Consider the following 12,133-nt stretch of genomic DNA (forward strand, 5'->3'; position numbering starts at 1 on the left):
GCCACCCGCAGCGGTGTTCGCCACGCGTTCAACCCTGGACGGCGGACGCCGCCCCGGTCAGCTCGGCGAACAGCCGGCTTCCGGTGAACCGGCGGGTGTCGCCGGATTCGGCCTTCCGGATCAGCTCGGTGAGCCTGCGGTTGACCGGTGTCGGCTGCCCGACCATCTCGCCGAGACGCACGATTTCGCCGCACAACCACGCGATTTCCGTCCGCCTGCCCAGGGCGAGATCGTCGGCCATCGAGGAGCGGGCCAGCGGGTCGATGGCCAGTACCTTGCCGAACACCCGGCGGAAGACGACATCGGGAACGCGCAGCAGATGCACCATGAGTTCCGGCGGGATCGCCGTCAGCTGAGCGGGCCGAATTCGCGCAGTGTTCATCACCGCGAGGGCTTCGGCCTGGGCGAGCGCGAGGCAGCGGCGGTAGTCGCGCTCGGCGAGTTCCTCGCGCAGTGGCCGCCCGGACAGCGCGTTGATCGGGTTGTTGAGGTTGAGCAGCAGCTTGGCCCACTGCACCGGGCGCAGGTCGCGATAGCGGCGCAGCGGCAGGCCGGCGGCCCGGAAGTGGTCGGCGAACCGGTCGACCACCGGGTCGTCCTGGATCGCCACGACGCCGTCGCTGCCCCGGTGGAACCGGCCGTTGCCACGGTGCACCACGTTGAACGGGACCATGCCGGGCAGCACGACGCTGGTCGGCAGGACCTCCCGGATCAGGCTGTCGTTGCCGATGCCGTTCTGCAGGCTCACCACCGGGGTGCCGGGGCGCAGCCTGCCCGCGACGGTCCGCACGACGGACGCGGTGGCGGCGGATTTCACGGTGACCAGGACGAGGTCGGCCAGTTCCGGTTCGTCCGGCTCCAGGGCCAGCCCGAAGCGATCCGGCGACACGTCGATCGAGCCGCCGTCGAGATCGGTGAGGTGCAGACCGTGCTCGGCGATGTCGTCGAGCACGCGCTGGCGGCCGACGAAGATCACGTCCAAGCCCGCCGCGGCCAGCTGACCGCCGATGAAGACCCCGATGCTGCCCGCCCCGAGGACCAGTACTCGCTGGTTCACGCGGGTTCGGTCTCCCCGGGCAGTCCGGCGGCCGCGTAGGCGGCCAGGGCGGCATCGGCGCGGTCGCGCACCGCCGTGACCAGTTCCGGCGGGCCGAGCACGGTGACGCCGGTGCCGAACCCGAGCAGCAGGCGCGCCATCCACTCGGCGGAGGCGAAGCGCATGCCCGCCTCGATGCTGCCGTCGGGGCGGGACTCGATGCGGTGCATCGGGTACTGGTCGAGCACCCAGGCGTAGTCGGCGCGCAGGCGCAGCCGGGCCAGCGGCACGTCGGGGTCGTCCTGGAACAGGTCGAGGGCGGCCGCGTCGGCGGCGGCGTGGCTGGGCGGACGGGCGGGTTCGTCGAGTTCGGTGGCGTCCTCGATCCGGTCGAACCGGAACAGCCGCACGCCCTCGGCCTGCCTGCACCACGCCTGCAGGTAGCTGTTGTTGTCGACCAGCACCACCCGGATGGGGTCGACGATGCGTTCGGAGACCTCGTCGCGGCTGGCCGAGTAGTAGACCAGGCGCAGGGCGCTGGCGTCGGCGAGCGCGGCGCGCACGGTGGCCACGACCGGCTGTTCGACGGGCACGGCGGCCGGGGTGACGACGGCGTCGGTGCTGGCGATGGCCGATTCGATCTTGGCGATCGCGGCGTGCGCGGCGGTCGGGTCGACCATGCCGGGCATCTCCACGATCGAGCGCAGCGCGACCAGCAGCGCCGTCGCCTCGGTGGAGGTCAGTCGCAGCGGCCGGTCGATGCCCGCGGAGAAGGTGACCTCGATGCTCTCCTCGGAGAACGACAGGTCGATCAGATCGCCGGGCCCGTACCCGGGCAGCCCGCACATCCACAGCTGGTTGAGGTCGCTCATCAGCTGTTTGGTGGTCACCCCCAGCTCGGCGGCGGCCTCGGCGGCGCTGATGCCGGGGTGCGCGAGCAGGTACGGCACCATGTTCAGCAGGCGCGAAAGGCGTAGGGACAGGCGCGAACTCACGACGCCACCTCCGTGTGGTCGAGTACCGACCGTAGCCGGTTCATCACATCGGCGCGCAGTTCCGGCGGATCCAGCACCAGCACATCCGGGCCGAGGCCGGTGATCAGCCGGGCCACCCAGTCGCGCGAGCGGACCGGCACCTCCACGACCGAGCCGTCGCGGCCGCCGAGTTCCCTTGGCCCGAGTTCGGTGCCGATGCGGCGTAGTTCGCGCCCGCGCCCCTTGGCGACCCAGACGGTGGCCGACCCGGTGACGGGCGCGTCGCCGGTGACCCGGTCGACGATGGCGCGCAGATCCGCGTCGGCCGGCTTGCGGACCGCGTTGTGCGGACCGTACGGCGTGACCTCGCCACCGATCCGGGACAGCCGGAAGGTGCGCACGGCGTCGCGCTCGCGGTCGTGCCCGACCAGGTACCAGCGGCCGTGCCGGGTGACCACGCCCCAGGGCTCCACATCGCGAGTGACGAACGGATCGGTGACGGCGCTGTGGTGCCCGAACCGCACCGCCTGCCCGGCGTCGATCGCCGCGAGCAGCTCGCGCAACACCGGCTCCGAGCCACGGGTGCGAGCCGGCACGGCGGGCACCGACACCCCGACGTTCTCCGTCTCGACGGTGACGCCGGCCGCGCGCAGCTTGAGCAGCGCGCCCTCGGCGGCGCTGGCCAGCTCGGGCGAGGCCCACATCTGCACGGCGACGGCGACCGCGGCCGCCTCCTCGCTGGACAGGTCGATGTCGGGCAGCTCGTAGGCGTCGCGGTTGATCCGGTAGCCCTCGAGCGTCGAGAACCGCCCCACCGGGCCCACTTCCAGCGGAATGCCCAGGTCGCGCAGTTCGTTCTTGTCGCGCTCGAACATCCGGCTGAACGCCTCGTCGGTCGCGGAGTCCTCGTAACCGGCCACACTGGCGCGAATGCGCTCCGCGCTCAGGAACTGCCGGGTCGACAGCAGCGCGATGACCAGATTCATCAGCCGCTCGACCTTGGATATCGCCACCCGATAGAGGGTAATGGTCGGGTGACCGCGGCGGCGCGTCGGCGCACGGTTGCCCGCGGTCCGCGGCGGCACAATGGTGCGGATACCCGCAGCGAAAGGACCACCATGCTTGTTGCGTTCTCCGTGGCGCCCAGTGGCGCCGCCCATGCCGACGGGTCGGTCGGCGAGGCCGTGGCGGCCGCCGTGCGCGTGGTGCGGGCCTCGGGCCTGCCGCATCGGACCGATGCCATGTTCACGACGATCGAGGGCGACTGGGACGAGGTGATGGCGGTGGTGAAGTCGGCGTGCGACGCGATCCTCGCGGTCGCGCCGCGCTGCAGCCTGGTGCTCAAGGCCGATCTGCGGCCCGGTGTCACCGACGCGCTCACCACCAAGGTCGCGACGATCGAGCGCTACCTGGCCGAGGGCGACGGCTACTAGCCGCCGCCCCGGACGGTTCAGCGCAGGTAGCGGGCGATGGCGTCGGCCACGCAGGCGGGACGCTGCGCGCCCTCCAGTTCCACGGTGACGCGCCGATGCGCCTGCACGCCGCCGGATATCTCGGTCACCTCGGTGAGCGCCACCCGGCCCCGGATCCGGCTGCCCACCGGCACCGGGGTGAGGAACCGGACCCGGTCCAGGCCGTAGTTGATCGCCGCGCTCGCGGCGCTGACCGTCATCACCTGCTGGGTGATCGGCACGATCAGCGACAGCGTGAGGAAGCCGTGCGCGATGGTCGTGCCGTACGGGCCCGCGGCGGCCCGCACCGGATCGACGTGGATCCACTGGTGATCGCCGGTGGCGTCGGCGAACCGGTCGATCCGCTCCTGGTCGATGGTGATCCAGTCGCTGGGACCGAGTTCGGTGCCCGCCGCCGCGCGCAGGGTGTCGAAATCGGCGAAATCCGTGGTCATGCCACACCTCCGAAACGTCGGCGCAGTTCGCGCTTGAGCACCTTGTGGGTGGGACCGAGCGGCAGCTCGGTGACGAATTCCACGCGGCGCGGGTACTTGTACCTGGCCACCTGTTGCCTGCCGAACTCGATCACGTCCTGGGCGGTCAGCTCACCGTCGGCCACGACGACGGCCACGATCTCCTCACCGTAGTGCTCGTCGGGCACGCCGATCACCGCGACCTGCGCGATGCGCGGATGCCGCACCAGCGCGGCCTCGACCTCCGTCGGATACACGTTGAACCCGCCGCGCAGGATCATCTCCTTGATCCGGTCGACGATGCGGATCCGGCCGGTGGCGTCCCTGGTGCCCAGATCGCCGGTGCGGAACCAGCCGTCGACGACGGCGGCCGCGGTCGCCTCGGGCCTGCCGGTGTAACCGTTGAACACATTGTGTCCGCGCACCACCACCTCGCCGGTCTCGCCGATCGGCAGCAGCACGATCCGGTCGGTGATCGCGGGATCGGCGATCTCCACGTCGACGCCCCACACCGGGTGCCCGACCGTGCCCGCCTCGGCGCCGTAGATCGGCTGGTTGACCGCCGCGGTCGGCGAGGTCTCCGACAGCCCGTAGCCCTCGAGCACCGGCGCGCGGAAGAGTCGCTCGAAGTCCTCCAGCACCGACACCGGTAGCGCCGCACCACCGCTCACGCACAGCTTCAGCGCGGGCAGCTCCGGCGCCCGCGCCGCCGCCTCGATGAGCGCGAGGTACATCGTCGGCACGCCGTGGAAGAGGTTGACCCGCTCCGCCGCCATCAGCGCGATCGCCTGCGCCGCGTCGAATCGGGGCAGCAGCACCAGCGTTCCGCCCACCCGCCAGTGCGAGTTCATCGAGACCGTCTGCCCGAACACGTGGAACAGCGGCAGCGCGCCGAGCGCGATGTCGTCACGGTGGATCTCGTTGGCGTCGAAGGTGTTCACCGTCGCGCACATCACCATGTTGAGGTGGTTCAGTTCGGCGCCCTTGGGGGTGCCGGTGGTGCCGCTGGTGTAGAAGACGACGGCGGTGTCGAGCGGACCGCGCGAGACGAACGCCGGAATCGCCTCGCCCGCCAGGTCTTGCGGGGCGACGACATCGATGCCCGCCGCGCTCGCCGCCGCGGCACCGGTCTCGGCCACCATCGGATGACAGATCAGCAGCGAGGCCGCGCTGTCGCGCAGCACGTATTCCATCTCGGGCGCGGTGAGCAGCAGGTGCACCGGCACCACCACCGCGCCCGCGGCGAGGATCGCGAAGTACGCGCGCGGGAAGTCGGCGGTGTTCGGGCACAGCAGGGCCACCCGGTCACCGGGCCGGACCCCGCGCGCGATCAGGGCGCCTGCCTGTTCCCGTGCCTGCCGCCACAGGTCGGCGAAGGTGATGCGGTGCTCGCCCTCGATCAGCGCGAGGTGATCCGGGCGGCGGCGGGCGGGTTCGGCGAGGATGCTCGCCAGGGAGAGAGTGGCATTCATCAGGATTCCTGGAGTCGACGGCTTCGGCGAGGGAGCGCGCACCCGCGGTGTCGCGCGGTGGGTGACCGGATCGGTGGGTGACCGGATCGGTCGGAGTTCGGGGACCGTCGGCCCGCACCTCGGAGGGAGGGCCCGAACGGTCGATCGGCGTCGCCCGCATCGGATGCCCGGTGCGGGCGACGGGGGTCAGCGACGGAGGTGGACCGCGAGGCCCTGCCCGACCCCGACACACAGGGTGACCACCGCGTGGCGCGCGTCGCGATCGGCGAGTTCGAGTGCGGCGGTGAGCGCCAGGCGCGCACCGCTGGCGCCGAGCGGGTGGCCGAGCGCGATCGCGCCGCCGTTCGGGTTCACGTGTTCGGCGTCGTCGGGCAGTCCGAGTCCGCGCAGGACGGCCAGGGCCTGGGCCGCGAAGGCCTCGTTGAGTTCGACGACGTCGATGTCGGCGATCGCCAGACCTGTTCGCGCGAGCAGCTTCTCGACCGCGGGGACCGGTCCGATGCCCATGACGCGCGGCGGCACCCCGGCCGTCGTCACGGCACCGACCTCGGCCAGCGGGGTCAGGCCGTAGCGCCGCACCGCGGCCTCGGAGGCGATCAGCACCGCGGCGGCACCGTCGTTGATCCCCGAGGAGTTGCCCGCCGTGATCGACCCGCCCGACACCACCGGACGCAGCCGGGCGAGTGCCTCGACGCTCGTCTCACGCGGATGCTCGTCGCGGTCGACGACGACGGGTTCCCCGCGTCGCTGCGGGACCGGCACCGGGGTGATCTCACGAGCGAGCCTGCCGCGCGCGATCGCCGCCGCCGCCCGCTGTTGCGAGCGCAGCGCGAAGGCGTCCTGATCGGCGCGGGCGATGCCGTGCTCGTCGGCGACGTGCTGGGCGGTCTCGGGCATCGAGTCGATGCCGTACTCCGCCCGCAGCCGCGGATTCACCAGCCGCCAGCCGAGCGTGGTGTCGGCCAGCTGCGCCGAACGGTCCCACGGCGCACCGGTTTTCGGCAGCACGTACGGTGCCCGCGTCATCGACTCGACCCCGCCCGCGATCACCAGGTCGGCGTCACCGGCCTTGAGCGCCCTGGCCGCGTAGCCGATCGCGTCCAGGCCCGACGCGCACAACCGGTTGACCGTCACGCCGGGAACGTCCACCGGCAGCCCGGCCAGCAGCGCCGCCATCCGGGCGACATTGCGGTTGTCCTCACCCGCCTGGTTCGCGCAGCCGAACACGACATCGTCGACCCGCGCCCAGTCCACGGCGGGCACTCGTTCCCTGAGCGCGGTGATCACCTGCGCGGCCAGGTCGTCGGGGCGCACCTCGGCCAGCGCGCCGCCGTAGCGGCCGAACGGCGTGCGGACACCGTCGACCAGGAACGCGCGGCCCGTCACAGGCCCATGTCCTTGGCGATGATCATCTTCATCACTTCGCTGGTGCCGCCGTAGATCCGGTTCACCCGGTTGTCGGCGTAGAGGCGGGCCACGGGATATTCGGTGATGTAGCCGTACCCGCCGTGCAGCTGCAGGCAGCGGTCGATCACCCGCGAGGCGACCTCGGTGCAGAACAGCTTGGCCGACGCGGCGTCGGCCGGGGTGAGTTCGCCCCGGTCCAGGGCGTCGAGCGCGCGATCGACCACGGCCTCGGCGGCGTCCACCTCGGCCCGACAGGCGGCCAGCTCGAACTTGGTGTTCTGGAACTGCGCCACCGGCTGGCCGAATACCGTCCGGCCCCTGGTGTATTCGAGCGCGAACCGGATCGCCGACTTGGCCTGCGCGTAGGCGCCGACCGCGATGGACAACCGCTCCTGCGGCAGGTTCTGCCCGAGGTAGCCGAATCCCTGATGCGGCGCGCCGAGCAGGTCGGCCACCGGGACCCGCACGTCGGTGAAGGACAGTTCGGCGGTGTCGGACACCTTGAGGCCGAGCTTGTCGAGCTTGCGGCCGACCGCGTACCCCGGCGAACTCGTGTCGACCACGAACAGCGAAATACCGTGGCGCCGATCGGTCTCCGCGGGCGGGGCGGTCCGCGCGCAGACGATCACCCGATCGGCGTGCACCCCGCCGGTGATGAAGGTCTTCGCCCCGTTGAGCACGTAGTGGGTGCCGTCCTCGGACAGCTGCGCGGTGGTCCGCATCCCGGCCAGATCCGACCCGGTGCCCGGCTCGGTCATCGCGATGGCGAACATGATCTCCCCCGAGACGAACCCCGGCAGCCACCGCCGCTTCTGCTCGTCGGTCGCGAGGTTCTTCAGGTACGGCAGACACAGGCCGACGTGCACGCCCGACCCACCGAACGACACACCGGCCCTGGCGGTTTCCTCCATCAGGATCGCCTGGAACTTGAACGAGTCGATCCCCGCGCCCCCGTATTCCTCGGGCACCTCGATCCCGAACACGCCGAGATCGGCCAGCGAGCGGTAGAACTCGCGCGGCACGATGCCCGCCTCGTACCACTGGTCGTAGACCGGCACGACCTGCGACTCGATGAACGCGCGCGCCGTCTTGCGGAACGCCTCGTGCTCATCGGTGAAAACTGTGCGCTGCATGAATGACTCCCGAAACCTAGAGACGGCGTCCGCCGTCGACGTACAGCGTCTGACCGGTGACGAACCCGGCGTCGTCGGAGGCGAGGAACGCGACAACGCCCGCGATGTCGTCGGGCGTGCCGACCCGGCGCAGCGGCGTGATCCCGGCGGTCTTGGCCTGCAACTCCTCGGCGCTCACGCCCATCCGGGCGGCGGTGGCCGCGGTCATCTCGGTGGCGATGAAGCCGGGCGCGACCGCGTTGACCCGGATGCCGAACGGGCCGAGTTCCATGGCCAGCGTGCGGGTCAGGCCCTGGATGCCCGCCTTGGCCGCGGCGTAGTTGGCCTGCCCGCGATTGCCCAGCGCCGACACGCTCGAGGTGTTGACGATCGCGCCGCCGCCGCGCTCCACCATGTGCTTCTGCGTGGCCCTGCTGCACAGGAACGCCCCGCGCAGGTGCACCGACATGACGGTGTCCCAGTCGTCCACCGACATCTTGAACAGCAGGTTGTCGCGCAGCACGCCGGCGTTGTTCACCAGCACGTCGAGCGAGCCGAGGTCGGCGACGGTGCGCGCCACGGCGGCGGCCACCGAATCCTCGTCGGTGACATCGCAACCGAGTCCGATCGCGGTGCCGCCCGCGGCGTTGATCTTCCCGGCGGTCAGCACGGCCGCGTCGGCGTCGAGATCGACGACGGCCACGGCGCAGCCGGCGGCCGCCAGGCGGGCCGCGGTGGCCGCGCCGATGCCGCGCGCCGCTCCGGTGACGAAGGCGGTTCTGTGGGTCATGGTTCGTACTCCTCTGTCAGACAATGGCGTTCACGCCGGTGAGGGCGCGGCCGATGAGCAGTTTCTGGATCTGGGTGGTGCCCTCGTAGAGGGTCAGCACGCGCGCGTCGCGCAGATACTTGGCGACCGGGTACTCGTCGATGTAGCCGTAGCCACCGAAGACCTGGATCGCGTTGTTGGCGGCCTTGACCGCGGCCTCGGAGGCGAACAGCTTCGCCATCGAGGCGGCGGTACCGAACGGCTCGCCCCGGTCGACGAGATCGGCGGCACGCCAGGCCAGCAACCGCGCGGCCTCGGTCTCCACCGCGATGTCGGCGAGCAGTTCCTGCACCAGCTGATAGCCCGCGATCGGCTTGCCGAACTGCTCACGCTCCCCGGCGTAGCGCACCGCGGCCTCCAGGCAGGCGCGCGCCAGGCCGACACAGCCCGCGGCCACCCCCATCCGCCCCTTGTCCAGCGCCGCCATCGCGATCCGGAAGCCCTGGCCTTCCGCGCCGAGGCGCAGCGCGTCGGGCACCCGGACCCGGTCCAGGACCAGTTCGGCCGTGGCCTGTCCGCGCAGCCCGAGCTTGCCCTTGATCTCGGTCCGGCCGAAACCGGGCGAATCGGTCGGGACGAGGAAGGCGGTCACGCCCTTCGGTCCCGGTCCCCCGGTGCGCGCGAACACCAGTGCCACGTCGGCCCAAGTGCCGTTGGTGATGAAGATCTTGGTGCCGTCGATGACCCAGTCCGCCCCGTCCCGGGTGGCGCGGGTGATCAGGTTGGCCGCGTCGGACCCGGTCCCCGGCTCGGTCAGCGCGAAGCACCCGAGCTGCTCGCCCGCGCACAGTGGCGGCAGGAAACGGCGCTTCTGCTCCTCGGTGCCATAGGCGGCGATCGACTTGCCGACCAGTCCCAGCGACACCGACACGATGCCGCGCACCGCGCTGTCGCCGCGGCCCAGCTCCTCCAGCAGCACGCAGTAGGCCAGGGCGTCCCCGCCGGAGCCGCCGTACTCCTCGTCGATCCCGATGCCGAGGAACCCCAGCGCACCGAGCTTGCCGACGATGGCCGGGTCGACCGATTCTGCCCGATCCCACTGCGCGGCGTGCGGGACGACTTCTTTGTCCACCCATGTGCGGGCGAGCTCGCGCAGGTCGCTGTGCGCTTGCGTGAGTGCGAGATCCATCGGACCACTCCTGAACCAAACGGTGTTAGGTTTACTCGGGCACCGTATCCTAACGCCGTTCGGTTAATCAAGGGCCGAAATGCCCATCGGTGATAGCGTTCGAATCCCCACCGACCCCCGAGCAGACGAGGAGTGGCGCATGGCGAGGCCGCGCGTACCGCTGTTGAGCCGCGAACGCATTCGCGACACCGCGCTGGCCATGATCGACCGGGACGGCCTCGCCGAGGTCTCCATGCGCAAGCTGGCCGCCGAACTCGGTGTGCAGGCCGCCTCGCTGTACGGCCACTACCCGAACAAGGACGACCTGTTCGACGACATCGCGACGGGCATCATGAGCCACGTCGACACCTCGGGCTTCGACACCCTGCCCTGGGACGACGGTCTGGCCGCCTGGGCCCGCAGCTACCGGACGGCGCTGGTCACGCACCCGAACTTCGTGCCCTACCTCGCCGCGGGCCCCGGCCGGCGCGCGGAGAACCTGCGCGCGGCCGACGCCGTGCACGGCGGCCTGGTGGGCGCGGGCTGGCCGCCGCGCTACGCGACCATGATCGGCGCGGCCACCCGCTACCTGGTGATGGGGTCGACGGTGGGGTCGTTCGCGGGTGGATTCGCCGACGACGTGCAGGTCTACCGGGACCGCTACCCGCACCTGAACCAGGCGCACCTGCTGCGCGCGGTCGCCGAGGAGATCGACGACGACAGCTTCGAACTGGCCCTGACCTCGTTCATCGCGGGCCTGCGCGGCACCTACGCGAGCGTCGTCAGACCCGACTGAACCCACAGACGACGACGGGACCGGTGGCGTCTACGCAATCGCTCCCTCGCGCCATCGGTCCCGTCGCCGGGTCCCCCGTCTCGGGGGTTCGCCTACATCGAGGCGATCAGCCGATCGACCCGCTCGTCGACCGACCGGAACGGATCCTTGCACAACACGGTGCGCTGCGCTTGATCGTTCAACTTCAAATGCACCCAATCGACCGTGAAATCGCGGCCCGCCTCCTGCGCGGCGGTGATGAAATCACCGCGCAGCTTGGCGCGGGTGGTCTGCGGCGGGGTCTCCACCGCAGCGTCGACGGCCTCGTCCTCGGTGATCCGCTTGGCCAGACCCTTGCGCTGCAGCAGGTCGAAGACGCCGCGACCACGCTTGATGTCGTGGTAGGCCAGGTCGAGCTGGGCGATCTTCGGATCCGACAGCTCCATGTTGTAGCGGTCCTGGTAGCGCTGGAACAGCTTGCGCTTGATCACCCAGTCGATCTCGGTGTCGACCTTGGCGAAGTCCTGCGCCTCGACGGCGTCAAGGGTGCGGCCCCACAGGTCGACCACCGCGTCGACCTGCGGATCGCGGTCGCGGTTGCGGAGGTGCTCGACGGCGCGGGCGTAGTACTCGCGCTGGATCTCGAGCGCGCTGGCCTGCCTGCCACCGGCCAGCCGCACCGGACGGCGACCGGTCAGATCGTGGCTCACCTCGCGGATCGCCCGGATCGGGTTGTCGAGGGCGAAGTCGCGGAACGAGACGCCCGCCTCGATCATCTCCAGCACCAGCGACGCCGTGCCCACCTTGAGCATCGTCGTCGGCTCGGCCATGTTGGAGTCGCCCACGATCACGTGCAGGCGCCGGTACTTCTCGGCGTCGGCGTGCGGCTCGTCGCGGGTGTTGATGATCGGGCGCGAGCGGGTGGTCGCCGAGGAGACGCCCTCCCAGATGTGCTCGGCACGCTGCGAGAGGCAGAACGTGGCCGCCTTGGGCGTCTGCAGCACCTTGCCCGCACCGCAGATGAGCTGGCGGGTGACCAGGAACGGCAGCAACACGTCGGAGATCCGGGAGAACTCACCCGCGCGCACCACGAGGAAGTTCTCGTGGCAGCCGTAGGAGTTGCCCGCGGAGTCGGTGTTGTTCTTGAACAGGTAGATGTCGCCGCCGATGCCTTCCTCGGCGAGCCGCTGTTCGGCGTCTATCAGCAGGTCTTCCAGCACCCGCTCGCCCGCCCGGTCGTGGGTGACCAGCTGCACCAGGCTGTCGCATTCTGCCGTGGCGTACTCGGGATGCGATCCGACGTCGAGGTACAACCTGGCACCGTTTCGAAGGAAGACATTAGAGCTACGGCCCCAGGACACCACCCGGCGGAACAGGTACCGGGCCACCTCGTCGGGGGACAGCCGACGGTGACCGTGGAAGGTGCATGTCACACCGAACTCGGTCTCGATCCCCATGATTCGTCGCTGCACACTATCGACACTACAGCCATGACC

General features: G+C 70.7%; 12 protein-coding genes. 2 read left to right on the forward strand and 10 right to left on the reverse strand.

Features of this window, described 5'->3' with window-relative positions:
- Positions 1-28 precede the first annotated feature (28 nt).
- Genes ACFVW6_RS32480 through ACFVW6_RS32490 form a run of 3 tightly spaced genes read right to left on the reverse strand, consistent with a single transcriptional unit; the run spans position 29 to position 3,023 of the window.
- Positions 29-1,057 carry a 2-dehydropantoate 2-reductase gene (locus ACFVW6_RS32480; protein ID WP_378830476.1) on the reverse strand — a complete coding sequence of 343 codons (1,029 nt, stop codon included), beginning with the start codon at positions 1,055-1,057 and terminating at the stop codon, positions 29-31.
- Positions 1,054-2,031: a helix-turn-helix transcriptional regulator gene (locus ACFVW6_RS32485; protein WP_378830474.1), complete on the reverse strand. Its 978-nt coding sequence runs from the start codon at positions 2,029-2,031 to the stop codon at positions 1,054-1,056. Before ACFVW6_RS32485 ends, ACFVW6_RS32480 begins: the two co-directional genes overlap by 4 nt.
- On the reverse strand, positions 2,028-3,023 hold the full coding sequence (locus tag ACFVW6_RS32490) for a YafY family protein (protein WP_355275483.1): 996 nt from the start codon (positions 3,021-3,023) through the stop codon (positions 2,028-2,030). The genes ACFVW6_RS32485 and ACFVW6_RS32490 overlap by 4 nt, the downstream gene beginning before the upstream one ends.
- 105 nt (positions 3,024-3,128) lie before the next feature.
- Here ACFVW6_RS32490 and ACFVW6_RS32495 point away from each other — a divergent pair, with 105 nt between their 5' ends.
- Positions 3,129-3,443 carry a thiamine-binding protein gene (locus tag ACFVW6_RS32495; protein ID WP_355275485.1) on the forward strand — a complete coding sequence of 105 codons (315 nt, stop codon included), beginning with the start codon at positions 3,129-3,131 and terminating at the stop codon, positions 3,441-3,443.
- 17 nt (positions 3,444-3,460) lie between these two features.
- On the opposite strand, the gene ACFVW6_RS32500 is transcribed toward ACFVW6_RS32495, so the two are convergent.
- From ACFVW6_RS32500 to ACFVW6_RS32525, 6 genes are all read right to left on the reverse strand, one after another.
- Positions 3,461-3,916: a MaoC family dehydratase gene (locus ACFVW6_RS32500; protein ID WP_378830471.1), complete on the reverse strand. Its 456-nt coding sequence runs from the start codon at positions 3,914-3,916 to the stop codon at positions 3,461-3,463.
- Positions 3,913-5,406, reverse strand: a complete 1,494-nt coding sequence (locus tag ACFVW6_RS32505) for a long-chain fatty acid--CoA ligase (RefSeq protein ID WP_378830469.1) — start codon at positions 5,404-5,406, stop codon at positions 3,913-3,915. The genes ACFVW6_RS32500 and ACFVW6_RS32505 overlap by 4 nt, the downstream gene beginning before the upstream one ends.
- 186 nt (positions 5,407-5,592) lie before the next feature.
- Positions 5,593-6,792, reverse strand: coding sequence for a 3-oxoadipyl-CoA thiolase (gene pcaF, locus ACFVW6_RS32510; RefSeq protein WP_378830467.1), 1,200 nt, complete (start codon positions 6,790-6,792; stop codon positions 5,593-5,595).
- On the reverse strand, positions 6,789-7,946 hold the full coding sequence (locus ACFVW6_RS32515) for an acyl-CoA dehydrogenase family protein (RefSeq protein WP_355275493.1): 1,158 nt from the start codon (positions 7,944-7,946) through the stop codon (positions 6,789-6,791). Before ACFVW6_RS32515 ends, pcaF begins: the two co-directional genes overlap by 4 nt.
- A 16-nt stretch (positions 7,947-7,962) precedes the next feature.
- Positions 7,963-8,715, reverse strand: coding sequence for a 3-oxoacyl-ACP reductase FabG (fabG, locus tag ACFVW6_RS32520; RefSeq protein ID WP_378830464.1), 753 nt, complete (start codon positions 8,713-8,715; stop codon positions 7,963-7,965).
- A gap of 16 nt (positions 8,716-8,731) precedes the next feature.
- On the reverse strand, positions 8,732-9,883 hold the full coding sequence (locus tag ACFVW6_RS32525; protein ID WP_378830462.1) for an acyl-CoA dehydrogenase family protein: 1,152 nt from the start codon (positions 9,881-9,883) through the stop codon (positions 8,732-8,734).
- 139 nt (positions 9,884-10,022) lie between these two features.
- Here ACFVW6_RS32525 and ACFVW6_RS32530 point away from each other — a divergent pair, with 139 nt between their 5' ends.
- Complete coding sequence (locus ACFVW6_RS32530; protein WP_378830460.1) at positions 10,023-10,658, forward strand: TetR/AcrR family transcriptional regulator; 636 nt, start codon at positions 10,023-10,025, stop codon at positions 10,656-10,658.
- Between the two features lie 92 nt (positions 10,659-10,750).
- Here ACFVW6_RS32530 and pafA read toward each other — a convergent pair whose 3' ends face one another.
- The gene (gene pafA, locus ACFVW6_RS32535; protein WP_355275500.1) at positions 10,751-12,109 is read right to left on the reverse strand and encodes a Pup--protein ligase; all 1,359 of its coding nucleotides are present in this window, start codon (positions 12,107-12,109) and stop codon (positions 10,751-10,753) included.
- Between the last annotated feature and the right edge of the window lie 24 nt (positions 12,110-12,133).

This window comes from Nocardia sp. NPDC058244 (assembly GCF_042882065.1).
Taxonomy (GTDB): Bacteria; Actinomycetota; Actinomycetes; order Mycobacteriales; family Mycobacteriaceae; genus Nocardia.

Coding starts and splice junctions, on each gene's coding strand:
- ACFVW6_RS32495 (WP_355275485.1), top strand. CDS start 3,129: ATGCTTGTTGCGTTCTCCGTGGCGCCCAGTGGCGCCGCCCATGCCGAC.
- ACFVW6_RS32505 (WP_378830469.1), bottom strand. CDS start 5,406: ATGAATGCCACTCTCTCCCTGGCGAGCATCCTCGCCGAACCCGCCCGC.
- ACFVW6_RS32530 (WP_378830460.1), top strand. CDS start 10,023: ATGGCGAGGCCGCGCGTACCGCTGTTGAGCCGCGAACGCATTCGCGAC.
- fabG (WP_378830464.1), bottom strand. CDS start 8,715: ATGACCCACAGAACCGCCTTCGTCACCGGAGCGGCGCGCGGCATCGGC.
- ACFVW6_RS32525 (WP_378830462.1), bottom strand. CDS start 9,883: ATGGATCTCGCACTCACGCAAGCGCACAGCGACCTGCGCGAGCTCGCC.
- ACFVW6_RS32515 (WP_355275493.1), bottom strand. CDS start 7,946: ATGCAGCGCACAGTTTTCACCGATGAGCACGAGGCGTTCCGCAAGACG.
- ACFVW6_RS32500 (WP_378830471.1), bottom strand. CDS start 3,916: ATGACCACGGATTTCGCCGATTTCGACACCCTGCGCGCGGCGGCGGGC.